Raw genomic sequence first — 25,057 nt, forward strand, 5'->3', positions numbered from 1 at the left:
CCTCAAACCCTGCCCAACCTTTAAGTTCCCTCGCCGCCAACCATGATCCGGTGGAAACCACTATGAGTGATTGTTTTATTTGTTGAACCGATCCGCTTTTTTGATACCACGTTACGGGACGGCGAGCAGACACCCGGTGTCAGCCTGACGCCGGCCGAGAAGGTTGAGATTGCAGCCCACCTTGCCGGTATCGGTGTCCACGTCATCGAAGCAGGCTCCGCAGCCGCATCCTCCGGAGAACGTGAATCCATCCGCCTGATCGCGGACGCCGGGCTCAAAGCCGAGACCTGCACCTACGTCCGGGCACTGCCGGCGGACATCGACCTCGCCGCCGACGCCGGGGCAGACTCCGTCCACCTGGTGATCCCGGTGAGCGACCTCCACATCAGCAAGAAACTCCGCAAGACCCGCGAACAGGTCTGTGAGATGGCCTGGAGCAGCGTCGAGTACGCAAAAGAGCGCGGACTGATCGTCGAACTCTCCGGAGAAGACGCATCCCGCGCCGACCAGACGTTTCTGGCAGAGATCTTCCGGGAAGGAGTCGAACGCGGCGCAGACCGGCTCTGCTTCTGCGACACCGTCGGGCTCCTCACACCCGAAAGAGCGGCCGAGATCATCCCGCCGCTCCTGTTTGCCCCGCTCTCCATCCACTGCCACGACGACCTCGGGTTTGCGCTCGCAAACACCGTCGCCGCCCTGCGTGCCGGAGCATCCGCCGCCCACGTCACCGTCAACGGCCTCGGCGAACGGGCGGGGAACACCGCCCTCGAAGAACTGGTGATGGCGCTCGAGGTCCTCTACGGCGTTGACACCGGGATCGTGACCAGCGAACTCTACCCCCTCTCGACCCACGTCGCCCGTCTGACCGGGGTGCCGCTGCCGACCAACAAACCCATCGTAGGCGAGATGGCGTTCACCCACGAGAGCGGGATCCACGCCCACGGCGTTATGCGGGACGCAAGCACCTACGAACCCCTCAAACCCGAGAGGGTGGGAAGGAGGAGGCGCATAGTCCTCGGGAAACACTCGGGGTCTGCAGCGGTCGAGGCCGCGCTCCACGACATGGGCTATAACCCCAATCCCGCGCAGCTTGCTGAGATCGTCGCAAGGATCAAACGGATGGGGGACGCCGGAACGCGGATCACCGACGCCGACATCATGACGATCGCCGACACCGTCATGGAGATCGAGTTCAAACCCTGCCTCGAACTGCGGCAGTTCACCATAGTCTCCGGGAGCAACGCCATGCCCACCGCCTCCGTCACGATGCTCGTCAACGGCGAGGAGATCACCGGTGCCGCGGTCGGGAACGGCCCCGTGGATGCAGCCATCCGCGCGCTCCAGCGATCGGTCGCGGATGTCGGGGATGTACGGCTTGATGAATACCGTGTCGACGCCATAACCGGCGGCACAGACGCCCTCGTTGACGTCTCCGTGAAACTGAGCAGGGACGGAAAGAGCGTCACCTCCCGCGGCGCCCGGACAGACATAATCATGGCAAGCGTCGAAGCGGTTATCACCGGTATGAACAGATTACTCAGGGAAGGAGCATGAAGACCGGAGCCAGGACTCTGATAGAAGCGCTGCAGCGTGAAGGGGTGGATACCATATTCGGCTACCCCGGCGGCGTTGTGTTGCCGATCTACGATGAACTCTACGACTCGTCGATCCGGCACATTCTGGTAAGGCATGAGCAGGCAGCGGCGCACGCGGCCGATGGCTACGCGCGTGCAAGCGGCCGCGTAGGTGTATGCCTTGCCACCTCAGGCCCCGGCGCCTGCAACCTCGTAACCGGTATAGCGACGGCCTACATGGACTCCATCCCGATCGTCGCCCTCACCGGCCAGGTGCCCACAGCACTCCTGGGTAACGACGCTTTCCAGGAGTCGGACATCACCGGGATCACGATGCCGATCACGAAGCACAACTACCTGGTCAAGAACGCTGCCGATATCGACCGCGTTGTAAAGGAGGCGTTCTACATCGCCGGCACAGGCCGGCCCGGCCCGGTGCTGATCGATCTTCCAAAAGACGTCAGCATGGTTGAGGTGGATGAGGCATCCTCGCCGCCGGTGGCGGTCTCGCTTCGGGGCTACCAGCCCACGTATGAGGGGCACGTCCGCCAGATAGACAAGGCGCTTGACCTGATCGCGGAGGCGGAGCGGCCACTCATCTACGCCGGTGGGGGCGTGATCCTCTCCGGCGCCTCAGCCGAACTCCGTGAGTTTATCGAGACCGCTGCCATACCGGTGACGACCACCCTTATGGGGCTTGGCGCCATCCCGGGAGACCACCCCCTCAACCTGGGGATGCTCGGTATGCACGGCACCGCGGCCGCAAACTTCGCTGTCACGGAGTGCGATCTCCTGGTGGCAATCGGGGTGCGGTTCGATGACCGGGTTACAGGCAAGATCGAGGCCTTCGCCCCGAACGCCCAGATCATCCATATAGATATCGACCCGGCCGAGATTGGGAAGAACAAGAAGGTCGATGTACCGATCGTCGGCGATGTCGGGAGGGTGCTCCGGGCGATGCTTGCGCGGATGAAGAAGCGCGGCGATACGGCGAACTGGGTGAACCGGACGAGCACCTGGAAGGCGCAGTTCCCGCCGGCTTACCGCGACGACGATCGCCTGCGGCCGCAGTACATCATACAGCAGCTCTCCGACCTGATGAAGGGCGAGGGAATCGTCATAAGCGAGGTCGGCCAGAACCAGATGTGGACGGCGCTCTACTACTGTTTCAGGAAACCGCGGTCATGGATAACCTCGGGCGGTCTCGGGACGATGGGCTACGGGTTCCCGGCGGCCATAGGCGCCCACTTCGCCCGGCCGGGGGAGACGGTCGTCGATGTCGCGGGTGACGGGAGTTTCCAGATGAACATCCAGGAGCTCGCGACGGTTGCGCACAACAACATCCCGGTGAAGGTTGTCATCCTGAACAACATCTATCTCGGGATGGTCCGGCAGTGGCAGGAGCTCTTCTACGACCGGCGTTACGCCTACACCGAGCTCTCGCCGGTGGACTTTGTGAAGGTCGCAAACGCCTACGGTGTTGAGGGGATGCGGGTCGAGGAGAAGGCTGATGTTCGCGGGGCGCTCGAGACGGCTCTCTCCCACGATGGGCCGTTTGTCCTGGATTTCAGGATAGAGCGGGAGGAGAACGTCTTTCCCATGGTCCCGGCCGGTGCTGCGATCAACGAGATGATAGGGGTGCGTAACCCATGACATCGCATACGCTGAGCGTCCTGGTCGAGAACAGGGCGGGTGTCCTCTCCCGGGTTGCCGGGATGTTCTCACGCCGGGGGTTCAACATCGAGAGCCTTGCCGTGGGGACGTGCGAGGAGCCCGGGATGAGCCGGATCACGATCGTTGTGAACGGGGATGATGCTGTGGTCGAGCAGGTGATGAAGCAGACCAACAAGATCATAGACGTTATCAAGGTCTCCGACCTGACGGAGCACGAGAGCGTTGAACGAGAGCTTGCGCTGATCAAGGTGGCCGCGGAGACCGGGGCCGCCCGTGCGGAGATCATGCAGATCGCAAACATATTCCGGGCGCAGATCGTGGATGTGGGGACGAGGACGCTGGTGCTCCAGGTCGCGGGGGATACCGATAAGATCGATGCCCTGGAGAAACTCCTGCGGCAGTACGGCATCAAGGAGCTCGTCAGGACGGGCAAGGTTGCCCTCCTCCGCGGGTCAAAGACCGTGAAAACCTCCAAATAACTTTTTGTGCGGTGTGAATGGCGATCGGAGCGATCTCCGATCGATTGTGTTATATGTTAGCATGCCACACACTGTCATAGCATGACGATACTGGGATTACCACTCCACACGGTACTCTATGTGGGCGCAATCGTCGTCCTGGCCTTTGTGTTGTTGATCATCTGGGGTCTGCGGTTCCAGGAGGATGAGTCCTGATGGCGGATCTAACGACGGTCGCCCTGATCGGGATTTACTTCTTTGTGCTCCTCGGTATAGGCACCTGGGCGTCGCGCAAGATCCGGAACACCGAGGACTACATCCTTGCGGGGAAGTCGCTCGGGTTCTGGATCTTCACGATCCTGATCGTCTGTTCGATATGCAGCGGGATGACGCTGCTCGGGGTCAGCGGGTTTGGGTATACTTCGGGCTGGCCGGGGATCTGGGAGCAGATCTTTGTGCCGCTTGCGGCCTCGTTCTGTATAATCTTCTTCGGGGTGAAGCTGAACGCTGTGGGGAAGGAGCGGGGCTACATGACCGTCCAGGACTACCTGGCCGAGAGGTTTGAGAGTCCGCGGGGGATGCGGGCGCTCTCGGCGGTCTCGGGGATCCTGGTCTCGCTGATATACCTCATAGGGCAGTATGCTGCGATCAGCATCGTGCTGGTCTGGATATTTGCGATACCGCACTGGCAGGCGCTGCTGATCTCGGGTGTCATAATCATAGCCTACACGGTGATCGGCGGGTTATACGCGGTATCCTGGACGACGCTGTTCCAGGGCGGGATCCTGATTCTGGGGGTGCTTGCGATGGCGCCTTTTGTCATCAGGAGCGCGGGGGGGCTTACCCACATCAACACGGTTCTTGCGGGGATCGATCCGAACTTTGTTGAGCCCTGGTTCCCGAGCCCGGTATACGCGTCTTACGCCTACGCGACGCCGGAGTTCCTCTTCTCGTTTGCCATACTGCTGATGGTGGGGCTTGCGTGTGCGCCGCATGTCATCAACAACGTTCTGGCGGCGAAAGAGTCGCGCTACTTTAAGTGGTCGCCGCTTCTGGCGTTCGGGATATACGCGGTTGTGATGTTCCTGGTGAAGTTTACGGGGTTTGCGACCAGGGTGCTTGTGGAGGAGGGGGCGGTGACCCTTCCCGATGTTGTGAACGCCCAGGATTTTGCGTTCATTGTGGGTGTGGAGTATGCGATGCCAAACATGTTTTTATGGGGCATTTTTGCTGTGATTGTGCTTGCGGCGGTGATGTCGACGACGGATCGGCTGATGCTCACGATAGGGACGTCGTTTGGCTGGGACATCTACAAGAACCTGTTCCGACCGGCGGCTTCGGAGAAGGAGGTTCTCATGGTCTCCAGGGTCGCGGTTGTGGTGGGGGCGGTGGGGACGCTTATCCTGGCCATCAATCCGCCGCCGATGCTGGCCTGGCTGATCTGGATGGGTATCGGGGTTATGCTGGCGACGTTTGCTGTTCCGCTGCTGGCCGGCCTCTACTGGAGGGGGGCGACGGGTGCGGGCGGTATTGCGAGCATGGCGACCGGGCTTGTGGCGGCCGGGGTCTTTGGCTACTGGCACAAGTTTGTGGCGCCGCTTCCGATGCACTTCAGTTTCTTTGCGCTGCTGCTCTCGCTGCTGGCGATGGTTGTTGTGAGTCTTCTGACGCGAAAGAACTCTCCCGAAATACTGGATGGCACCGGGACGGGCTGGTTTATCCAGTCCGGCGGTGTCCGGGGGGAGGCTGAGAGGGAGTGAGAGAGGGGATTTTTCCGCCTGATACCTGGACGGGGGTTCTGGGCAGACGCCGGGGAAGATACTCTTGAGCACGCGGCGGCGGGCCGGTTATGCGTCTCTGGTTGAAGGGTGGTCGTTGAACAACCCACCACCACCCGGCCGCTCCGCGGCCTCCTCCCGCCCCCTTCCGAGGGGGCGGGCAGTGAGGGGTGATTGACCCGGTGGCCGTGGCAGGGGACGGGAACAGGATTCCGGCAGGGTGTTCACACTGACGGTAGAGAGGTTGTCTGTTCCCCGGCAGTGCGTCGATGGGGGAATCGCCCCCGTGGGGGAGGGGCTGACGGGGAGGGGGATGGAACATCCCCCGCCCCTGTCGCTCGCGTGCCACTGAAAACCTCTCTCGCTGGATCACCCCCACCACCCGGCCGCTCACGCGGCCTCCTCCCGCCCCCTTCCGAGGGGGCGGGCAGTGAGGGGTGATTGACCCGGTGGCCGTGGCAGGGGACGGGAACAGGATTCCGGCAGGGTGTTCACACTGACGGTAGAGAGGTTGTCTGTTCCCCGGCGGTGCGTCGATGGGGGAATCGCCCCCGTGGGGGAGGGGCTGACGGGGAGGGGGATGGAACATCCCCCGCCCCTGTCGCTCGCGTGCCACTGAAAACCTCTCTCGCTGGATCACCCCCACCACCCGGCCGCTCACGCGGCCTCCTCCCGCCCCCTTCCGAGGGGGCGGGCAGTATGGGGCGATAGCACCGGATAGCCGTGCCATGGGCGGAGAGAGGATCTTTCAGGAGTGTCAGGTGAGACCGCGACGAGACTGCCAAATCCCAGGACACTGTATCGATGGGGAATCGCCCCGTGTGGAGTGGGGATGGAACATCCCCCGCCCCTGTCTCATGCATCTCCGGTTGAACGGTATTCGTCGACCACCCCCACCACCCGGCCGCTCCGCGGCCTCCTCCCGCCCCCTCCAGAGGGGGCGGGCAGTGCATGGCGATTGGCTCGGTGGCCGTGTCCGGGGGACAGAGACAGGATCCTCGAGGAGTTCTCGCCTGAAATCAGCTGAAGGAAATCTCTCCCGTGGCGCTGTATCTATGGGGAATCGCCCCCCGGGGAGAGGCTGACGGGGCGGGGGATGGAACATCCCCCCCTGTCTCATGCATCTCCGATTGAACGGTTTTCGCTGGAACACCCCCACCTCCCGGCCGCTCCGCGGCCTCCGCCCGCCCCTTCCGAGGGGGCGGGCAGTGCATGGCGATTGATCGGATAGCCGTGCACGGGGGAGAGACAGGATCTCGACGGGGGATCCGGCGAGACGGTGGCGATGCCCCCCTGGCGCTGTATCTACAGGGAATCGCCCCCCGTGGGGGAGGGGCTGACGGGGAGGGGGATGGAACATCCCCCGCCCCTGTCTCATGTGTCTCCGATTGAGCGGTATTCACTGGATCACCCCCGCCTCCCGGCGCGTTCCGCGGCCTCTCTCCGTTGAACCAGGGCTATAAAAAAGAGTTAAGAGGGGTGCATCGGTTCACTCTCCGGCACCAGGACCGTAAAGGACCTTCCACTCGGTGACAAGGTTGCTCCCGCAGAGGTAGTGCCCCTTCAGGGATAGCCGGATCATCTCCTCCTCGGTCTCGATGTGCATCCCGCCGACGAGCGAGGGGGTGTCAGCACCGCCGACGATGAATGGAAGGTGGATCAAGCGTATCTCGTCAACGAGATGGTGGTGCAGCATCGACCAGTTCAGGGTCGGTCCGCCCTCGATCATCATCCGGTCAACACCATACTCCCGCTTCAGGATCCGCATCAGCCCCGGGAGGTCGACCTGGTCCTTTCCTGCGACGACCACGTCGGCGCCGGCCTCCCGCAGCCGGGCGATCTTCTCAGGCGGTGCGGCCTCACTGACGGCAATAAGCGTTCTGGCATCATGACCCAGTATGTTTGCACCGGGCGGGATCTCTCCGCGGCTGGTCGGGATGACGCGGAGCGGGTTCTTCCCCTCGACCAGCCTGACCGTCAGGATGGAGTTGTCTATCCTGATGGTGTTTGCCCCGACCATGATGGCATCACATTCCGCCCGCGTGCGGTGCAGGAGGATCCCCGTCTCCGGAGCCATGTACTTCATGAGGATCTTGCTTGATGCCCCGCGTTTCAGGGTGAGCTTTCCGTCGACGGTGATCTCCGACATCATCAGCACGTGCGGCCTGTCGTCTTGTGGCATTGGACTCGTTCCCGAAATACTATCTGGCGGGAGCGTTTATGAATCTGGTGATTCCCGCCCGGAAAGGGTATTCTGGCTGAAGTGTTGCGCTTCTATCCGGCAGAGCAAAGATTAAACACTTTCATTGCTGATTAGATACGTGATGAATATAACCTCCCTGCGGCCGAAATTCCTCAAACACACGGAGCCAATCGCGTCGTTTTGCATCCGGCTGGGTGTTACGCCAAACCAGATCTCCGTGCTCTCCTTGCTCTTTGGTTTTGGTTGCGCCATTGCTTTTGCCGGCCGCCACTTCCTGGCAGGGAGCCTGCTTATCCTCATCTCGGCCGTCCTTGACCTTGTGGACGGCAGCGTCGCACGGAGGAACAATACTGATAGCAGGTTCGGCGCGGTCTTTGACTGGATCGCCGACAAGTACGTCGATGCAGCGGTCATCCTGGGTGTGGGGTTCTCCGGCATCCCGATTGTCAGCCACATCTTCGACGTTCCGGCGGTCGCGGATTTCGGCGTGGTGGGGCTGGCGCTTGCAGGGTCGCTGCTGAACACCTTCATCAAGCCGGTCACTTACGCCGAGATCGGCTATTCTGAAAGGGTCGCCGGAAAGATCGAGGACCCGCTGGAGGGGGTCGGCTTCTTCGGCAGGCCTGAGACCATCCTGGTGCTGGTGCTCGGCGGCCTGACCGGTTTTCTCTGGGCGGCGGTGATCCTGATCGCGGTCTGCACAAACCTCTCCGCGCTCCAGCGGATCGTCTACCTCTACCAGCGGTATTCCTGAGCGGCTCCCCTGCCGCAGCGCAGACATTCGGGCGGTCAAGAAGAGCCAGGAACCCCCGCCGGTTTTTTTCACGTCCCGGTCTTATCCGGTCCCCGCCGAAGGAGCCTTTCCAGCTCGCCGCGATAAAGCAGATAGAGGTCGTTGGCGAGGGTGGCCAGTTGGGGTACTACGGTGAAGAGGGCGTAGGCCAGGAACACCAGCACGACAAGCGCCCCGAGTTCTGCCGCGACGTTGTGCGCCCAGAAGAAACTCTCGTAGCCGAACTCACCGTTGCTGGCGATCTCGGGAAGGTATGGGAACCACTGCTCGGTGTAGGCCGCGATCACAAAGACGTTTCGGAGGATGTTGAGGATGTAGATCGTGGGGAAGACGATGAAGAAACCCGCTATCTTCTGTTTCAGCGTCGACTTTACGCCCCAGGCGACGCCGAGCATGATCGCGATGCTCTGGATCCCGGTGCAGGCCAGGACTATCTCGGTCTGGAAGCCGTTGCGCTCCAGCATGTTCCAGGCCTGAAAGTTTACCGGGTAGCCGATTGCTGCAAGCACCGCTGAGGTTTGCCCGGCGACCGCGCTGATCAGCCAGTCCCCGAGCGCCGGGATGTAGCCGAAGGGGGCGTAGACCAGGAACGCGATGGCGGCGATCACTGAGACCTGGATCACCCGGGGGTCGTTGCGGAGGAGGTGTTTTATGGTTATATAAAGGAGCGGCAGCGAGATGACTGCCAGCGTTGGGTATACGAAGTTGTTGAGTGAGATGTAGCGGGGTATACCGGCGAAGAGGTAGCCAACTATGCTTATCCAGCCGCCGATGGCAAAGTAGTTTCGATACCTCCAGGGGATGAGGAAGGCAAGAAAGCAGATGCAGGAGATCAGCACCAGGTAATCACTCATCCATTAACGTTCTGTTTATCCGGCAATAAAACCACGTGTGCGGCCGATCTCCCCGGCCGCGGGTTTGGGCGGGGGAGTGGCTCGTGCAGTATGACCAAGAGTGAACTACCCCGCGCCTCTCGGGCGGGGACTTCCCGCTCCGCCCCCTTCACCCCCGCAAGTTAATTGTGGTCGCCGTCCAATAATCATACGATGATGTTCTGTCCGCAGTGCAAAGGTCTGATGATATCCTCAGGTGGTCAGATGAAGTGCAAGAAGTGCGGTTATATCCGTGATATCAACGCGTCTGACCAGTTGAAGAAGACAGACAGACGGGTGGAGAAGGAGATCACCATCGTCGACACGGAGAAGGAGATCGCAACTCTCCCGACCACGACCATCAAATGTCCCGATTGTGACTGCACGACGGCATACTGGTGGCTGAGGCAACTGCGTGCGGCAGATGAGAGCGAGGTGCGGTTCTTCCGCTGCACGGCCTGCGGGAAGACCTGGCGCGAGTACGATTGATATTCTCTTTTACCGGCCACGATCCAGCGATGGCTGATTCTCCGGTCTGGTAAGAGGTCAACTACCCACCTCTAAAGGGGTGTGTAGTTGACCGTGCTTTTGGCGATGTAGAGGTGTGCGCAAAATGCTTTTTTGTCCTTAAGGAACGGGGGTTCTGGAGATAACGGTTCGGTCCATCTCCACACGCATGGGGAACACCTTCAGAGAGAGACGTTCTAAATAGGGGATTTCGGTTCATCCCCACCCGCGGGGAAACGCCCTCTCAGTGGAGGGAAGTTGCCTTCCAGAGAGGGTCATCGATCCCCGGGACACCCTCCAGCCGCAAGGGTGCAGCAACGTATCACCGTTCTGGCAAACCCCTCTCTGCGCCGGCCGCCGGGCTGAAAACAACCTACGCACGAACCCGGCATGCACCCGCGCCCCGCCAGACCCCAGGTGCACCCCGGTAACCCTTTTCCCTTCAGCAAATCAACGCTTAACCAGAATGTTGATATAATATTCATTATTAATAATGACTAATACGGGGTAAACTAATGGCCGAGAAATTCGATGTCAAACTTGAGGAAGGGAAGTATTATCTGCCCGATGCCAGTTACAAGGAACGGTCCTGGATAGGCGACTACAACCGTGCCTACCAGGAGTTCCTGGCTGACCCTGATGGGTTCTGGGACAGGATCGCCCGCGATCTCGAGTGGTTCCAGCCCTGGGACCGGGTGAAAGAGTGGAACTACCCTTACGCGAAGTGGTTCACCAACGCAAAACTCAACATCACCCACAACTGCCTTGACCGCCACGTCAACAACCAGCGGCGCAACAAGGTCGCGATCATGTGGCGTGGGGAGACCGAGGGTGAGGAAGAGGTCTACACCTACCGCCAGCTCCTGCAGGCCGTCAGCCAGTTCGCCAACGGCTTGAAGAGCCTCGGTGTCGGCAAGGGCGACCGCGTCTGCATCTACATGCCGGTCGTGCCCGAGCAGATCATCGCCATGCTCGCCTGCGCCCGCATCGGGGCGGTCCACACAGTTGTGTTTGGCGGGTTCGGTGTCAGCGCACTCAACCAGCGTATCGTCGGCACCGATGCGAAGGTTGTCGTCACCGCCGACTTCACATACCGGCGCGGCAAGGCAATCCCGCTCAAAAACATCGTCGGAGAGGCGGTCGTCAACGCCCCGAGCGTCGAACGGATCGTTGTCCTCCGCCGCGACCAGGAAAAACCCGTGGAACTCCACCCCGAGATGGAGGTTGACTTCTACGAACTGATGGAAGAATCAGACCGGGAATGCCCGGCCGAAGTCATGGATGCAGAGGACCCCCTGTTCATCCTGTATACCAGCGGCACCACAGGCTTCCCGAAAGGCATCGTCCACACCTGCGGCGGCTACATGGTCGGGACATACTACACAACCAAATACGTCTTTGACATCAAGGACAACGACGTCTACTGGTGCACCGCTGACCCCGGCTGGATCACCGGCCACAGTTACGGCGTCTACGGTCCGCTCTTAAACGGCGCCACCTGCCTCATCACAGAGGTCACCCCCGACTACCCGACCAACGGCACCTACTGGGACATCATCCAGGACTACGGCGTCACCATCTTCTATACCGCCCCGACCGCCATCAGGATGTTTATGCGCGTGGGCGAAGAGTGGCCCAACCGCTACAACCTCTCATCGCTCCGGATCCTTGGATCGGTCGGCGAACCGCTCAACCCCGAGGCGTTTGAGTGGTTCTACCATGTCATCGGCAAAGCCCGCTGTCCGGTTGTGGACACCTGGTGGCAGACCGAGACCGGGATGCACATGGTCACCACGATGATCGGGGAGCCCATGCGCCCGGGGTTCGCCGGGAAACCGATCCCCGGTGTGGTTGCCGACGTTGTCGACCGCAACGGAAACCCGGTTCCGCCTGGCACCGGCGGCTTCCTCGTCGTCAAAGAGCCCTGGCCATCGATGATGCGAACGGTCTGGAATGACGATGAGCGCTACCGGAAGTATTGGTACACCATCCCCGGATGCTACACCACCTCCGATCTGGCGGTGAAAGGCACCGACGGCTACATCATGATCCTTGGCCGGTCCGATGACCTGATAGTTGTCGCCGGGCACAACATTGGAACCGCCGAGGTCGAGAGTGCGCTCGTCTCCCATGACGCCGTGGCAGAGGCCGCTGTCATTGGAAAACCCGACCCGCTGAAGGGGAACATCATCAAGGCCTTCGTCATCCTCAAGAACGGTCGCGTGCCTGGCGATAAACTGAAGAACGATCTCGTCTACCATGTCCGGATGACGCTTGGACCCATTGCCATGCCCTCCGAGATCGAGTTCGTCGATTCGCTCCCCAAAACCCGGAGCGGGAAGATCATGAGGCGCGTCCTCAAGGCTCAGGAACTGGGCATGGATCCGGGTGACATATCGACCCTCGAAGAGTAGAAACCCAACTATTTATATACCTATTTTAAATATGGTATATATATGTCTGAACACAGACCAGAGGAGTCTCTCAAGATAGAGAATATCGTTGCTTCAGCAAAAGTGACCGACTCTCTCGATCTCCCCTCTCTTGCTTCCCGCCTGAAAGATGCAGAATACAATAAAAAGCGGTTCCCTGGCGTTGTTCTCAGGATGCAGGATCCGAAGATCGCGGCGCTCGTCTTCGGTTCGGGGAAGGTTGTCCTGACCGGCGCAAAGAGCATAGACAGCCTCTCACGGGGACTGCAGATCCTCACAGACCACCTGCGAGCGCTCGGCATAGAGATCCCGGGAAACCCCGAGTACAAGATCCAGAACATAGTCACCTCCGCTGACCTCGGGACACCGATCAATCTCAACAAGATCGCCGTCGGTTTCAACCTGGATCGGATCGAGTACGAACCCGAACAATTCCCGGGCCTCGTCTACAGACTTGACGATCCAAAAGTGGTCGCCCTCCTCTTCGGTTCGGGCAAACTGATCATCACCGGCGGCAAGGTGCCAGATGATGCACGCAGAGCGGTGGAGCGGATCGTCTCAGAACTCTCGGGCCTCGGCCTCCTCTAACACCGGGCCGGTCTGGCACTTCACCCCATCTTTGCAGCATAAGGAGATCTGAACCGGCAGGATTCTCCCGCTAATTGGCAATTTTGAGACTTCTGCAATTGCTGCCGACCTCATTGAAGCAATAATATTTTTATAGTTAGATTTAAAAAATTAGATTAAATCTGATGGTGAATGGATGGGACTGGAGACGACGAATGGTTTTACCCCCCGTGACGAAGAGGTTGCCGAACTCTTAACGGACATCGGAATCAAGAGAAATGTCGCCAGAGTGCTTGTATTCCTCACAAACAACGGTGAAGCTACGTCACGGGAGATCGAACGGGGCACCGATCTCCGCCAGCCTGAGGTCAGCATAGCCATGCGCTATTTGAAAGAGTGCAACTGGATCGATGTCCGCGAGAGCAAGTCGGAGAGCAAGGGAAGACCGGTGAAGATCTACAACCTATCCCGCTCCATATCAGAGATCGTGGACACGATCGAGAACGAAAAGATGAGGGAGGCCCGGCACCAGCTGGATCTGATCCAGAAGATGCGCGATTGCATATCAACCCGGTGAGAGGATGCGAAACCCGCCCTCTTCTCCAAGAATAACCGTTATCTTTTCTCCATAACCTGTAAAAAGGCCGCATTCGATCACACCGGGGATCGATATAATCTCCCTCTCCAGTCGAGACGGGTCGGTGATCGCCCCGAACCCACAGTCGATGATGAAGTTGCCGTTATCGGTGATGACCGGACCATCCTTCCTCACCCCTTCCCTGAGGACGGGATCGGCGCCGAGCGCTTCAAGCCTCCGGGAGACCGTCCCGGCGGCAAACGGGAGCACCTCAACAGGCACGCCTGCATCCAGGGTCTCCACCATCTTTGAGGGGTCAACGACGATCAAGACCTCCCTGGCCGCGTCGCAGACGCACTTCTCCCGGAGGAGCGCCGCCCCGCGCCCTTTGATCAACCGGAACCGCGGGTCGACCTGGTCGGCGCCATCGATGGCCAGATCGAGTTCAGGGTGTTCATCAAGACCGGTGAGGGGGATGCCGTAACGGCGCGCCCGCATGGCCGCCTGGTAGGATGTCGGGACACCGGCAATTGAGAGCCCCTCCTCTGCGATCCGCTCACCAAGCCGCTCCATCGCAAAGAAGACCGTCGATCCCGTGCCAAGACCGACGACCATGCCGTCGCATACCGCCCCGGCCGCCCTGTAGCCCGCGACCCGCTTTGCCGCAGCCGGATCGGGTGCACTCATGGCAGACTCATCTCCCTTTCTCCTGAGATCATCTCACCAAAGATGCTCTGGAGATCTCCTACGGCATCAAAAGCCGTGCAGTCGAGCGTGATCGGCGTTATGGAGACGTTGCCCCGCTGCACCGCGTGGACGTCGGTCCCCTCCTCCGCATCCTCATAGAGCGGGCCGTCGATCCAGTAGTAGGGGCGGCCGCGGGGGTCAAACCGCTCCTCCACCCCGGTCTGGAAGAGTTTTGCGGCAAGCCGGGTGACCTCGTAGCCGCCGCGCACCTCCGCCGGGATGTTCACGTTGATGACGTGGGCTGATCCCGGAAACCCCGTCTCAAGCACCCTCCCGCAGACCTCGCGGACCACCTGTTTAGCGCCGGAGAACCGTCTGGTGATCCCGGAAGGTTCGTCGAACTTGTCCCCCTGATCCTCCACCTGGAGCGAGAAGGCAATGCCCGGCACCCCCTGGTTCGAGGCCTCGAGCGCGGCCCCGACCGTCCCTGAGGTCATGATCGACTCAAACGAGAGGTTCTCGCCTATGTTGATCCCGCTGACCACCAGGTCAGGGTTCAGGCGCAGCGCAAACAGCCCGATGATCACGGCATCGGTAGGTTTCCCGCCGACCGAGTAGGCCGTAACACCGTTTATCGTCACCCTGTTTGCACGGATAGGCTCAAATATGGATATAGACCGCCCCACAGCGCTCTGCTGCGTGGCCGGCGCGACCACGGTGACGTCAGCAAACGGCGCGAGCGCATTATATGCCGCCCAGAGTCCCGCGGACGTGATACCATCATCGTTTGTGAGCAGAATCCTGCGTTTCATCCTTGCATATAGGGGTGGTCCCCCCGAACCAAAAACCTGCCCGATCGTCAGGGTCATGTGTTGGGCGATCAACCATGTACTGGAATGAAGGTCTTTCTCGCCGAATACACCGTCTGCAACGACCCCTGCCTTGCGCCGGAGGGCGCCGCGATGCTTGATACGCTCGCCGGGAGTTTTGAACGCTGCGGCCACGAGGTGCTCACACCGGAGAAGCCCGATCTCGAGGCCGAGATCCGGAGACTGGCCCCGCAATCCGATGTGGGACTGGTCATAGCACCGGATCATCTCATATTTCGCTACACCCATCTCCTCGAGCAGTTCACCCACAACATCGGTTGCGGGAGCATGAACGCGGCGGTCTGCGCAAACAAACAGCGGACGGCGGCGATCCTCTCCCGGAACGGTATACCCGTCCCTCCACCCCCCGCCGCTGGGGGGCGCAGGGTCGTCAAACCGATCATGGGCTGTGGTTCCCGTGGGGTCAGGCTGACGGAGGGTGAACCCGGCGAGGGCGAGTTTGCCGAGGGTTACGTCGATGGGGAGGCGCTGAGCGTGAGCCTGGTGGGGAGCCGGGTGACCGGCAACGTCTGCGAATTTTATTCGGGCGCCCCGCCGCTCCTGCTCGCGATCAACCGCCAGGAGATCGCTGTCAGCGATGACGGGCTGTTTCACTACATGGGGGGCGAGACCCCTGTCCACCCGGCGCGGGAGGACGAGATCATCGCGGTCGCCGTCAGGACTATGAACGTTCTCGGTTGCCAGGGGTATGCCGGGATCGATCTCATCGCCGGTGACCGGATCTACGTCCTGGACGTCAACCCGAGACCCACTACAAGCCTTGTTGGGATTGCGGCCGTCATGAAGGAGGAGATCGCCGATATCCTCATCAGAGCATCGTATGGCGACGCCCCCGGAGAGGTGCACCTCTCCGGCAGGGTGCGGTTTGACAGGGACGGGGTGATCCACAGGCTATGATCGGGATCGATATAGGGGGGGCAAACCTCAAGATCGTCGATGAAGACGGCGTCCATATCCATTACTGCCCCCTCTGGCAGGGTGCGCCGCTGGCCGAACTTCTCAGAGACTGCAGGCGTCCTGCTGCCGTGGTGATGAGCGGGGAGCTTGCCGACTGCTTCCCAACCAAGATGGAGGGGATCCGCTGGATCGTGGGGACTGTACTGGAGGTCATCCCCGACGCCCTCTTCTACGGCACCGACGCCGCCTTCCACACCCATCCCGTCCCCGAACTCGCGGCGGCCAACTGGCTGGCCTCGGCCGATTACCTCCGGGAGGTCATCCCCGACGCCATCCTCCTGGATGTAGGGAGCACAACCGCCGATATCATACCCCTGAACCTTTTTGACGATCTGAAGGGGCTGACCGATACCCGGCGGCTCCAGAAGCACTACCTCGTCTACACGGGGATGCTCCGGACAAATGTTGCAGCCCTCCTCCGCTCGGTCACGCTCGATGGGACGGTGACCCCCGTGAGCACCGAGTACTTCGCCTCAAGTGCCGATGTCCACCTGGTGCTCGGCCATATCACCGCCCGGGATTACACCGTCCCCGCGCCGGATTCCGGCGAGAAGACCGTCGATGCGGCGCTCCGGAGGCTGGCCAGGGTTGTCTGCGCAGACCTTGACGAGATAGGCAGAGAGGGAGCGCTCGAGATCGCCCGGCAGTTCTGGGAGGTCCAGCGAACGATGATCGCAACCGCTCTGGAGCGCGTTCAATCCCGGAGCGGTGCGGCGGGGGTGATAACAGCCGGGATAGGCGCGGATCTATTTGCCCGTGAACTCGGCGGTGTCACGCTGAAGGCAGAGATCGGGGATGCAGCGGACGCGCTGCCGGCATACGCGGTCAGGGAGGTGGCGCTCCGGTGAACCGGTGGGGGCTGAGCCTGCTCCTGCTTGCGGGATCGCTTGCCATCACGCTCATAGCGCTGGCGTTCGGGATCCCGTTCTTCTTTCTCTTCCTATTCATACCGCTGATACCGTTCTTTGGGCGGCCGGCCGGGGTGAAGCGGTGTCCGGTCTGCGGCTGGGAAACCACAGGCCGCGAGCGCTTCTGCCCCTACGATGGGACCCCCCTTGCGGTTGAGGGTGAGGGTGGCCAGGTTCAGCAGGGAGAGCGGTAACTGCAGACCAAAGACGTCTGTTGCGGGTATGGCACCAAACTCAAACTCGCGGGAGGCGTAGTTCCTGATCGTCCCCCGGTCGACGACCAGCCGCATCTCACGCAGGTATTGCGCCACCCGGTTGAAGGGCATCTGCTGCGCGAGGAGAACGCAGAGGTCGACGATTGGCGAGGCGAGACGGGTATTGGGGTAGAAGGGGGCGTCGGCGCAGCAGAGAGAGCCGCAGTCCTGGCAGCGGAACCTTTTCACCATGACCCTGATGGTGCGCCTCTTCCCGTTCTCGATTACGACGGCAAACCGTTTCGCCCGCATATCGTAGCCTTTCACATCGCCGCCGCAGTGCGGGCAGGAAGCCAGGTCGGTGAAGGCCACACCGTCCATCGAGTCGAGAGCGTTCACCACGAGGTCAACAAGCATCGGTGATACAGGCAGTCTCTTCTTCACGAAAGCAACTCTCCCATACAGGTATGCAGGATCTGGTAGGCGCCCACCACTATTAACACCTTCCAGTGGTTCCGACACCGGTTCCGCTGCGGCGGTGTGGAGACGATGCCCTCTCCCTCTCCCTGGCAGCGGGGCGCCCTGGATCTGCCCGTGGCTGCGGTATAAGCATAAACCCGTTTAAAGAACTGTTTTAAGAAAATACGGTATATACTAAGGCAGATGGCGCGCTTGGTGGATTTTAACCGGTAAAAATACATTGAGAGCAATTACAGCCTGTTTTGATTCACCACCGTGGCACACGATGGAAGAAACCCACACTTATTCATCAAAAATCCGGAAGTTAATCACTATAGTTAAATATACCTAACCCTGTATTTGTACGTATCCGAGGTTTTACCATGGATTTCAAGTATGTACAGACAACATGCCCCTACTGCGGTACTGGCTGCAGTTTCAACCTCGTCGTGAGGGATGGAAAGGTTGTCGGCACACAACCTTACGACCGCTCACCCGTCAACGAGGGAAAGGTATGCCCGAAGGGCACCTACGCTCACGAGTTCGTGAACAGCCCGGACCGCCTCACAAAGCCGCTCATCAAGAAGGACGGCAAGTTTGTCGAGGCGACCTGGGACGAGGCGTATGACCTGATCGCACAGAAGTTCAAGTCGTACAAGCCCGACGAGTTTGCGGCGCTCGCATCAGCGCGTGTCTCGAACGAGGAGAACTACCTGATGATGAAGTTTGCTCGCGGCGTCATGAAATCACGGCACATCGATCACTGCGCCCGGTTGTGCCACTCATCCACCGTCGCGGGCCTTGCGGCGTCGTTTGGCTCAGGTGCCATGACCAACTCCATCCTCGACATCGCCGAGTCAAAGTGTGTCTTTGTCATCGGGTCCAACACATTTGAGCAGCACCCACTCATCGGGCGCAAGATCGTCCAGGCAAAAAAGAACGGCGCAAAGGTCATCTACGCCGACCCGCGCTACACCCCGACCGCCAGGCAGGCAGACCTCTACATGCCCTTTGTCTCGGGAAGCGATGTCGCGATCCTGAACGGGCTGATGCAGGAGATAATCAAGAACGGCTGGGAGGATCGGGAGTTCATCGAGAAGCGGACAAAGGACTTTGAGAAACTCAAGGAGGTCGTCATGAAAGAAACCTACAGCCTTGAGAATGTCTCGAAGATCTCCGGCATCCCGGTTGAGAGTCTCAAGACGGCGGCCGAGTGGCTCGGCACCAACAAGCCCGGCGCGATCCTCTACTCGATGGGCATCACCCAGCACACCGTCGGCGTCGATAACGTCCGGTCGGTTGCAAACATCCAGATGCTGCTTGGCAACCTTGGCAAGCCCGGCGCCGGCGTGAACGCGCTCCGCGGCCAGAACAATGTCCAGGGCGCCTGCGACATGGGGGCGCTGCCAAACGTATTTACAGGCTACCAGAAGGTCATCGATGAAGCCGCCCACAAGAAGTTCGCCGATGCCTGGGGCTTCCCGGACGGGATCTGTGAGCCAAAACTCGGCTACGAGGTCACCACCATGATGAACGTCCTGACCGATAACCCGGGAGAGCTCAAGTGCATGTACATCATGGGCGAGAACCCGATGATCTCCGACCCTGATATCAACCACGTCAGAGAGGCGCTCGAGAGCCTGGATTTCCTGGTTGTGCAGGACATCTTCATGACCGAGACAGGTGAACTCGCGGACGTCATACTCCCGGCCGCCTGCTACGCCGAGCGTGACGGTACGCAGACCAGCACCGAGCGGCGCGTCCAGCGCTGGAGGAAGGCACAGAACCCGCCGGGCGAGGCAAAGCAGGACTGGCAGATCATATGCGAACTCGCTGCCCGGATGGGATACGCGGAGCAGTTCCCGTTCCAGAGCGCCGAGGAGATCTTTGAGGAGATCAGGCGCGTCACGCCCTCCTATGCCGGGATGACCTACGAGCGGCTCGACCGGCCAGAGGCGCTGCACTGGCCCTGCCCCACCGTGGAGCATCCGGGAACCCCGATCCTGCACCGTGAGAAGTTTTCCAGTCCTGATGGGCTTGGAGCCTTTGCCCCCATCGAGTGGAAACCGCCGGCGGAGGTTCCCGACGAGGAGTATCCGTTTGTGTTCACGACAGGGCGTATCCTCTGGCACTGGCACACCGGCACCATGACCCGCCGGTCTGCGACCCTCGATACCGAGGTCCCGACCGGCTGGATAGAGATCAACACAGAGGATGCAAAGGCGCTCGGCATCAAGAACGGGGAGATCGTCCGTGCGGTCACCCGCCGTGGGTCTGTCGAGGTCCCCGCGAAGGTGACAGACGACATCATGAAGGGTGTCATGTTCATGCCGTTCCACTTCCATGAGTGCGCGGCGAACATACTGACGAACAACGCACTCGATCCGGTCGCAAAGATCCCTGAGTTCAAGGCCTGTGCTGTGCGGGTCGAGAAGATCACGGAGGCCTGAAGATGGTAGCAAAAGGCGATATGTTCTACGCGTGGGCGGCCGAGGCCGCCTGCCAGGAGAGGGGCGAGTGCGGTGGCGCGGTCACCGCTCTGTTGACGCACGCGCTCAGATCCGGTATGGTGGATGCCGTCCTCGCCGTGAAGAGGGGGCAGGACATCTACGATGCCGTCCCGACACTGATCACAGACCCTGAGGATATGGCCGAGACGGCAGGTTCGCTCCACTGCGGGACGCTCCTCCTCTCGAAACTTCTCAAGAACTACCTTGACGGCGCCGAGAATATGCGCATCGGGATCACGGTGAAGGGCTGCGACGCGATGGGGCTCTACGAGCTTGCGAAACGCAACCAGGTCAATCTGGACAACGTCCTGATGATCGGTGTCAACTGCGGCGGTTCTGTCAGTCCAGTGACCGCTCGTAAGATGATCCGCGAGAAGTTCGGGGTCGACCCGGACGATGTTGTCAAGGAGGAGATCGACAAGGGTCAGTTCATCATCCAGACGAAAGACGGCCAGCACAAGGGCATCTCGATGGACGAACTCGAGGACGAGGGATACGGCCGCCGCCCCAACTGCCGCCGCTGCAAGATGAAGGTCCCGCGCCAGGCGGACCTTGCCTGCGGCAACTGGGGTGTCATAGGCGATAAGGCCGGAAAGGCGACCTTCGTTGAGGTCTGCTCCGAGAAGGGGGCAAACCTTCTCGATGCGGCTGAAAAGGCCGGAGCGGTTGTAACGGAGCCCGCAAACCCGAAGGGTATCGAGATCCGCGGTAAGGTCGAGAACTCGATGCTGAGACTCGGCGACAAGTGGCGGAAACGCTACTTCGAGGATCTGGGCGAGGGCAAGGAACGCCTCCAGAAGATCAGGGAGGAGACGGGCAGGTGCATCAAGTGCTACGCCTGTATCGAGAACTGCCCGATCTGCTACTGCGTCGAGTGCAGCACGAAGAAGTCCTACCTGGTCGAGCCCGGCAAGGTCCCGCCGCCGTTCATGTTCCACCTGATCCGCTACGCTCACATCGCTGACTCGTGCATCAACTGCGGCCAGTGTGAGGAGCACTGCGCTATGGACATCCCGAACTCGCTCTACATGCATGCTCTGCAGGTTGAGATGGAGAAGATGTTCGGCCACACCCCCGGTGTGAACATGGAACTCCCTGTGCTTGCGCTTGTCGAGGAGAAATCCGAGCGGGATCGGCTTGCCGCAACCGGAAGCGACCAGATCTTCGATATCTTCAAGTAAGGGATCTTCCCTTTTTTTTTAAGGACACAGCGTCCAGCGGTTTTTTTACCAGGAACAGAGGCAGGATGCCCCCCTCACTGCACTGGAGAGCGACCCGGCCACCTGCGCCAAACCACCCCGGCGAGGGGCAGAATGGGATGGATGCAGGTGAGAGGGGGAGGGGTGGCCGTCCAGAAAAATAGGGGATAGACTTTTCAGATGACGGTGTGCGATAGCGCCGGGATGGTGCTCTGGTCGGCAAACCTCTCCTCGTGGCCGTCAGGGAACCTGACCACCGTCAGGTCAGGGGAGAAGTCGGCCCGGATCAGCGGCGCAAACCAGTAGCCCTCCAGGATCTTCTGCGCACCGGTGAGATCGATCTCGGGTGTGGAGTAGATCACCGCCCCTTCGTCGGAGTTGACTTTTGCAAACTTTTGAGCCGAGAAAACGGCGCGATCGCTCTCGGCTGCAGTCACGGTTACAGGCACGCCTGTCGCACCCTCGAGCGCGGACTTCAACTCCTGATCCGGTTCGGCGATCCTGAAAAAGACGCCGATCCGCTCGAGCCATGAGAGGGCGTACTCGAACGTGATATCCGCGCTCCCATCCTCGTTCAGGCTTATCTCAAGAGTCTCCGCACTGAAGGCCCCCGCCGGGGCTGCGATAAGCATCATGACCAGAAGGCAGGCGGCCAGAATTGCGGGTTTCATTCTTTACACCTCATATACCTTTTTCAACGCGAACTGCCCCGACCCCTGATGTTAGGGGCATCCTGCATCAGCGGTCTTAAAGGGCTGTTTCGTGACCAACTGGAGTATACGATACCCATGACTATATATCTATCGCAATGGAGGGGTTTTGGATATGAGGTCATCGATCCAATGCCCTCCCTGGTTTGATGGGCTCATTTTCTCATTAGAACAAAATATAAACCGATTATGTGAACTACCCCGCTCCTCTCGACCGGGGACTTCCCGCTCCGCCCCCTTCACCCCCCGCAAGTTAAACAGAGTGGAGAGAACGTTCCGCCGGACCGGAGAAAAAGAATGACGCCCAGGACGGAATTCGAATCCGTGTCGACGGCGTGACAGGCCGTCATGATAGGCCACTACACTACCTGGGCACACTGTTGTGAGGATCCCGCCTCCCGGATTCGAACCGGGGACATCGCGGTAGCCGCGCAGTTCGCCCGAAAGCGATGACCATACTACAGCCGCGCACTCTACCAGTCTGAGTTAAGGCGGGTCCCTGCTCTAACATGGTTAGAGCGATTTGATATTAAACATTTCGCAGAATCGGAGACTGTTGCGGAGAGGTCATCGGTCCAACAGCCTCACTGGTTTGATAAACCTCTCCTCCATGGACAGATTCCGGGGGGGTGGCCGGGATCTGTATGAAGATGCTACCCCCATCTTCATGCGGTGTGCCTCTGGTCACAGCGGCATCCCGCCCACTCACTACGATCCTGCACCCCTCTCCCGTCCCAGCCGGAAGGCGGTTGTGTTTACATCTACCGTCTTTGGCGGCACGCACCGCCGCACAGCCTCTTCCAGGCTCTCCGGCCTGAGCGGGATCTCCGCCGACGCCGCCCCGAGCATGACGATGTTCTGGGAGAGGATGTTTCCTGCCTCCTCTGCGAGTTCCGCTGCATCGATGCAGGTGAGATCGAGGTTGGCGAGGGTGTTAAGTATGCTCTCCTCGTCCGGGGCGTCCATACCCTGCTGGTAGACCGGCGTCGGGACGACCAGGTGCCGGTTCACGATAAGTCTCCCGCTGGCAGAGAGGTAGTGTCGGTATCGGAGTGCCTCAAGCAGGTCGAAGGCTATAAGGAGGTCGGCCGTCCCGGGCACTATAAGAGACCCGTATCTGCCGTCGATCCGGACATGGCTCTCCACCGACCCTCCGCGCTGCGCCATGCCGTGGGTCTCGGCGCTGCGCACGCTCCGATTCTCGATAATGCACGCCTCGCCGATGACGTTTGAGGCGAGAACTGTCCCCTGGCCGCCGATCCCGACGATCAGGATATCAAACGATGGTCTCATCTCCGCCCCTCCAGCATGATCGCGCCCGATGGACATATATCGGCGCAGACACCGCAACCGGCGCAGAGTTCGGTGATCACTGCAGTCTCATCTGAAAACGCGATCGCCGGGCAGCCGAAAGCCCGGCATGTGCCGCAACCCGTGCACCGGTCGGGGTCGACCGTATAGGGTTTGCGGCGGATGCCGTACCTGCGTGCAATCATGACGCAGGGCTGTTTTGCGATGACCACCCTGACGCCGTCCCGCTCTTTCGCCCGGCGGAAGGTTTCAAGCAGCAGCGGGAGGTCATAGGGGTCGACCGTCTCAACCCAGGAGACACCGCATGCACGAGAGATCGCTTCAAGCGAGATCGGGGTGCTCTCCTCGCCGGTGGCCCTGACCCCGGTGTTGGGGTTGGGCTGGTGGCCGGTCATGGCGGTGGTCCGGTTGTCCAGGATGACAACGACCATATCGGCGCCGTTGTAGACGGCGTTCAGGAGCCCGGGGATACCGGTATGAAGGAACGTCGAGTCGCCTATGGTGCAGACGACCGGGCGCTTCTCCCCGGAGCGGGCGATCCCGCTCCCGACGGTGATCGAGGCTCCCATACATATGGTTGTGTCCACGGCGCCGAGCTGGAGGCCCAGGGTGTAACACCCAATGTCGCTTGGGAATATGCCGTCGCGAAAGACCCGGCGCATCGCATAAAACGTCGAGCGGTGCATGCACCCGGCGCAGAGGATCGGCGGCCGCGGCGGGACTCCCGGAACCGGGTTGACGTCGGGGAAGGTCGTCGACGCGGTCATGCCGGCCGCGGCAAGGGCATCGACGACCGTTGCCGGGGTGAACTCTCCCTCGTAGGGGACTGTGCCGTTCATCTTGCCGTAGACGTCTGTTTTCGTCGCCGCCCGCCGGACGACCTCCTCTATGACGGGGTCGAGCTCCTCGACGACGAGGACGCTGTTGTGCTGGTCGACAAACTCGCGGAGCCAGTCCTCATCGATCGGGTAGGCGCCGATGATCGCAAGCGAGACATCGTCGCCGAGCACCTCCTGGACATAGGCGGCCGAGACGCCGCCTGTGATGACGGCGGTCTCCCCCCGGACGGTGCAGCGGTTGTAGCCGAGTTCTGAGAGCCGCTCTCTTATGGCCGGCTGTTTTGCGTTCAGGGCCTTGTGCAGCGGTCGGGTGTGGGCGGGGATGACCACGTACTGTTGAGGGTTGCGGTGGAACGCGGCCGTCCGGTGCTCCGTGCCGACCTCCCCGAGGTTCACATCGCCTTTGGAGTGGCAGATGCGGGTTGTGGGCCGGAGGATTACCGGCAGCCCGAACTCTTCGGAGAGGGCAAAGGCGTCACGGGCCATGTCGTGCGCCTCCTGGATGGACGAGGGGTCGAGGCACGGGAGCCGGGCGAAATGGGCATACCGCCGGGTGTCCTGCTCGTTCTGGGAACTGTGCGCGAAGGGGTCGTCAGCGGAGAGGATGACGAGCCCCCCGGTCACGCCGGTGTAGGCGCTTGTCATCAGGGGGTCGGCCGCCACGTTCAACCCGACGTGTTTCATGGTGCAGATCGCGCGCAGCCCGCACCAGGCGGCGGCGAGCGCGTTCTCGAGGGCGACCTTCTCGTTTGTGGACCATTCTAACTTGAGGGGACGCTCCTCCTGCATCCGGAGGGTGTCTATAACGTCGGACGACGGTGTCCCTGGATAACCGCTGGCAAAGTCGATCTCTGCCTCCAGGCATGCATGAGCAATGGCCTCATTTCCTAGCAGGTATTGTATTGTCATTGTTATACTCAAGTGTACCTGAATCCTCGGCATTGAACATAGCGATCTG

The 25,057-nt window shown here is 60.6% G+C and carries 21 protein-coding genes and 2 tRNA genes; 13 read left to right on the forward strand and 10 right to left on the reverse strand.

All coding sequences use genetic code 11. The annotated features are described in order from the left end of the window. Positions 1-66: 66 nt before the first annotated feature. From R6Y96_RS05720 to R6Y96_RS05735, 4 genes are all read left to right on the forward strand, one after another. Positions 67-1,554, forward strand: coding sequence for a 2-isopropylmalate synthase (locus R6Y96_RS05720; protein WP_449814128.1), 1,488 nt, complete (start codon positions 67-69; stop codon positions 1,552-1,554). Continuing rightward, the gene (gene ilvB, locus R6Y96_RS05725; protein WP_318620246.1) at positions 1,551-3,227 is read left to right on the forward strand and encodes a biosynthetic-type acetolactate synthase large subunit; all 1,677 of its coding nucleotides are present in this window, start codon (positions 1,551-1,553) and stop codon (positions 3,225-3,227) included. Before R6Y96_RS05720 ends, ilvB begins: the two co-directional genes overlap by 4 nt. Then, a complete protein-coding gene (ilvN, locus tag R6Y96_RS05730; protein ID WP_318620248.1) occupies positions 3,224-3,727 on the forward strand; it encodes an acetolactate synthase small subunit in 504 nt (167 codons plus the stop codon). Before ilvB ends, ilvN begins: the two co-directional genes overlap by 4 nt. A gap of 194 nt (positions 3,728-3,921) precedes the next feature. Next, entirely contained in the window at positions 3,922-5,466 is a 1,545-nt protein-coding gene (locus R6Y96_RS05735) for a sodium:solute symporter family protein (RefSeq protein WP_318620249.1), read from the forward strand. Positions 5,467-6,973: 1,507 nt separating this feature from the next. Here R6Y96_RS05735 and R6Y96_RS05740 read toward each other — a convergent pair. Further along, positions 6,974-7,666 (reverse strand): dihydrofolate reductase family protein, encoded by a 693-nt coding sequence (locus R6Y96_RS05740; RefSeq protein WP_318620250.1) that lies wholly within the window; start codon positions 7,664-7,666, stop codon positions 6,974-6,976. 142 nt (positions 7,667-7,808) lie between these two features. Here R6Y96_RS05740 and R6Y96_RS05745 point away from each other — a divergent pair, with 142 nt between their 5' ends. After that, entirely contained in the window at positions 7,809-8,441 is a 633-nt protein-coding gene (locus R6Y96_RS05745; protein ID WP_318620252.1) for a CDP-alcohol phosphatidyltransferase family protein, read from the forward strand. Positions 8,442-8,509: 68 nt separating this feature from the next. Here R6Y96_RS05745 and artA read toward each other — a convergent pair whose 3' ends face one another. Then, positions 8,510-9,334 (reverse strand): archaeosortase A, encoded by an 825-nt coding sequence (artA, locus tag R6Y96_RS05750; RefSeq protein ID WP_318620253.1) that lies wholly within the window; start codon positions 9,332-9,334, stop codon positions 8,510-8,512. A gap of 192 nt (positions 9,335-9,526) precedes the next feature. Here artA and R6Y96_RS05755 point away from each other — a divergent pair, with 192 nt between their 5' ends. The 4 genes from R6Y96_RS05755 to R6Y96_RS05770 all read left to right on the forward strand — a co-directional run bounded on the left by R6Y96_RS05755 (position 9,527) and on the right by R6Y96_RS05770 (position 13,435). Beyond that, the gene (locus R6Y96_RS05755; RefSeq protein ID WP_318620254.1) at positions 9,527-9,841 is read left to right on the forward strand and encodes a transcription factor S; all 315 of its coding nucleotides are present in this window, start codon (positions 9,527-9,529) and stop codon (positions 9,839-9,841) included. A gap of 533 nt (positions 9,842-10,374) precedes the next feature. Next, complete coding sequence (gene acs / locus R6Y96_RS05760) at positions 10,375-12,273, forward strand: acetate--CoA ligase (RefSeq protein WP_318620255.1); 1,899 nt, start codon at positions 10,375-10,377, stop codon at positions 12,271-12,273. Positions 12,274-12,315: 42 nt separating this feature from the next. Further along, entirely contained in the window at positions 12,316-12,879 is a 564-nt protein-coding gene (locus tag R6Y96_RS05765) for a TATA-box-binding protein (protein WP_318620256.1), read from the forward strand. A 175-nt stretch (positions 12,880-13,054) separates the two neighbouring features. Beyond that, positions 13,055-13,435 (forward strand): MarR family transcriptional regulator, encoded by a 381-nt coding sequence (locus R6Y96_RS05770; protein WP_318620257.1) that lies wholly within the window; start codon positions 13,055-13,057, stop codon positions 13,433-13,435. On the opposite strand, the gene rpiA is transcribed toward R6Y96_RS05770, so the two are convergent. Next, positions 13,424-14,122 carry a ribose 5-phosphate isomerase A gene (rpiA, locus tag R6Y96_RS05775; RefSeq protein ID WP_318620259.1) on the reverse strand — a complete coding sequence of 233 codons (699 nt, stop codon included), beginning with the start codon at positions 14,120-14,122 and terminating at the stop codon, positions 13,424-13,426. The two genes, R6Y96_RS05770 and rpiA, sit on opposite strands and share 12 nt — an antisense overlap. Continuing rightward, the gene (surE, locus tag R6Y96_RS05780; protein WP_318620260.1) at positions 14,119-14,934 is read right to left on the reverse strand and encodes a 5'/3'-nucleotidase SurE; all 816 of its coding nucleotides are present in this window, start codon (positions 14,932-14,934) and stop codon (positions 14,119-14,121) included. Before surE ends, rpiA begins: the two co-directional genes overlap by 4 nt. An 84-nt stretch (positions 14,935-15,018) precedes the next feature. Between surE and R6Y96_RS05785 the strand changes: the two genes are divergently transcribed. Continuing rightward, complete coding sequence (locus R6Y96_RS05785; RefSeq protein ID WP_318620262.1) at positions 15,019-15,909, forward strand: ATP-grasp domain-containing protein; 891 nt, start codon at positions 15,019-15,021, stop codon at positions 15,907-15,909. Continuing rightward, on the forward strand, positions 15,906-16,817 hold the full coding sequence (locus R6Y96_RS05790) for a hydantoinase/oxoprolinase family protein (protein WP_318620264.1): 912 nt from the start codon (positions 15,906-15,908) through the stop codon (positions 16,815-16,817). Before R6Y96_RS05785 ends, R6Y96_RS05790 begins: the two co-directional genes overlap by 4 nt. 92 nt (positions 16,818-16,909) lie before the next feature. Here R6Y96_RS05790 and R6Y96_RS05795 read toward each other — a convergent pair whose 3' ends face one another. After that, complete coding sequence (locus R6Y96_RS05795; RefSeq protein ID WP_318620266.1) at positions 16,910-17,515, reverse strand: hypothetical protein; 606 nt, start codon at positions 17,513-17,515, stop codon at positions 16,910-16,912. 398 nt (positions 17,516-17,913) lie between these two features. Here R6Y96_RS05795 and fdhF point away from each other — a divergent pair, with 398 nt between their 5' ends. Further along, positions 17,914-19,980: a formate dehydrogenase subunit alpha gene (gene fdhF, locus R6Y96_RS05800; RefSeq protein ID WP_318620268.1), complete on the forward strand. Its 2,067-nt coding sequence runs from the start codon at positions 17,914-17,916 to the stop codon at positions 19,978-19,980. Positions 19,981-19,982: 2 nt separating this feature from the next. Then, positions 19,983-21,221, forward strand: a complete 1,239-nt coding sequence (locus R6Y96_RS05805; protein ID WP_318620270.1) for a Coenzyme F420 hydrogenase/dehydrogenase, beta subunit C-terminal domain — start codon at positions 19,983-19,985, stop codon at positions 21,219-21,221. A 194-nt stretch (positions 21,222-21,415) separates the two neighbouring features. On the opposite strand, the gene R6Y96_RS05810 is transcribed toward R6Y96_RS05805, so the two are convergent. The 5 genes from R6Y96_RS05810 to iorA form a co-directional block, all read right to left on the reverse strand. Beyond that, entirely contained in the window at positions 21,416-21,910 is a 495-nt protein-coding gene (locus R6Y96_RS05810; protein ID WP_318620271.1) for a hypothetical protein, read from the reverse strand. Positions 21,911-22,250: 340 nt separating this feature from the next. After that, positions 22,251-22,323: transfer RNA gene (locus R6Y96_RS05815), tRNA-Asp, on the reverse strand. A 15-nt stretch (positions 22,324-22,338) separates the two neighbouring features. Further along, a tRNA-Tyr gene (locus R6Y96_RS05820) sits at positions 22,339-22,445 on the reverse strand. Positions 22,446-22,657: 212 nt separating this feature from the next. After that, on the reverse strand, positions 22,658-23,242 hold the full coding sequence (locus R6Y96_RS05825; protein ID WP_318620273.1) for an indolepyruvate oxidoreductase subunit beta: 585 nt from the start codon (positions 23,240-23,242) through the stop codon (positions 22,658-22,660). After that, positions 23,239-25,008, reverse strand: coding sequence for an indolepyruvate ferredoxin oxidoreductase subunit alpha (gene iorA / locus R6Y96_RS05830; protein ID WP_318620274.1), 1,770 nt, complete (start codon positions 25,006-25,008; stop codon positions 23,239-23,241). Before iorA ends, R6Y96_RS05825 begins: the two co-directional genes overlap by 4 nt. Positions 25,009-25,057: the final 49 nt, after the last annotated feature.

It is taken from the genome of Methanoculleus receptaculi, assembly GCF_033472595.1.
Lineage (GTDB): Archaea > Halobacteriota > Methanomicrobia > Methanomicrobiales > Methanoculleaceae > Methanoculleus > Methanoculleus receptaculi.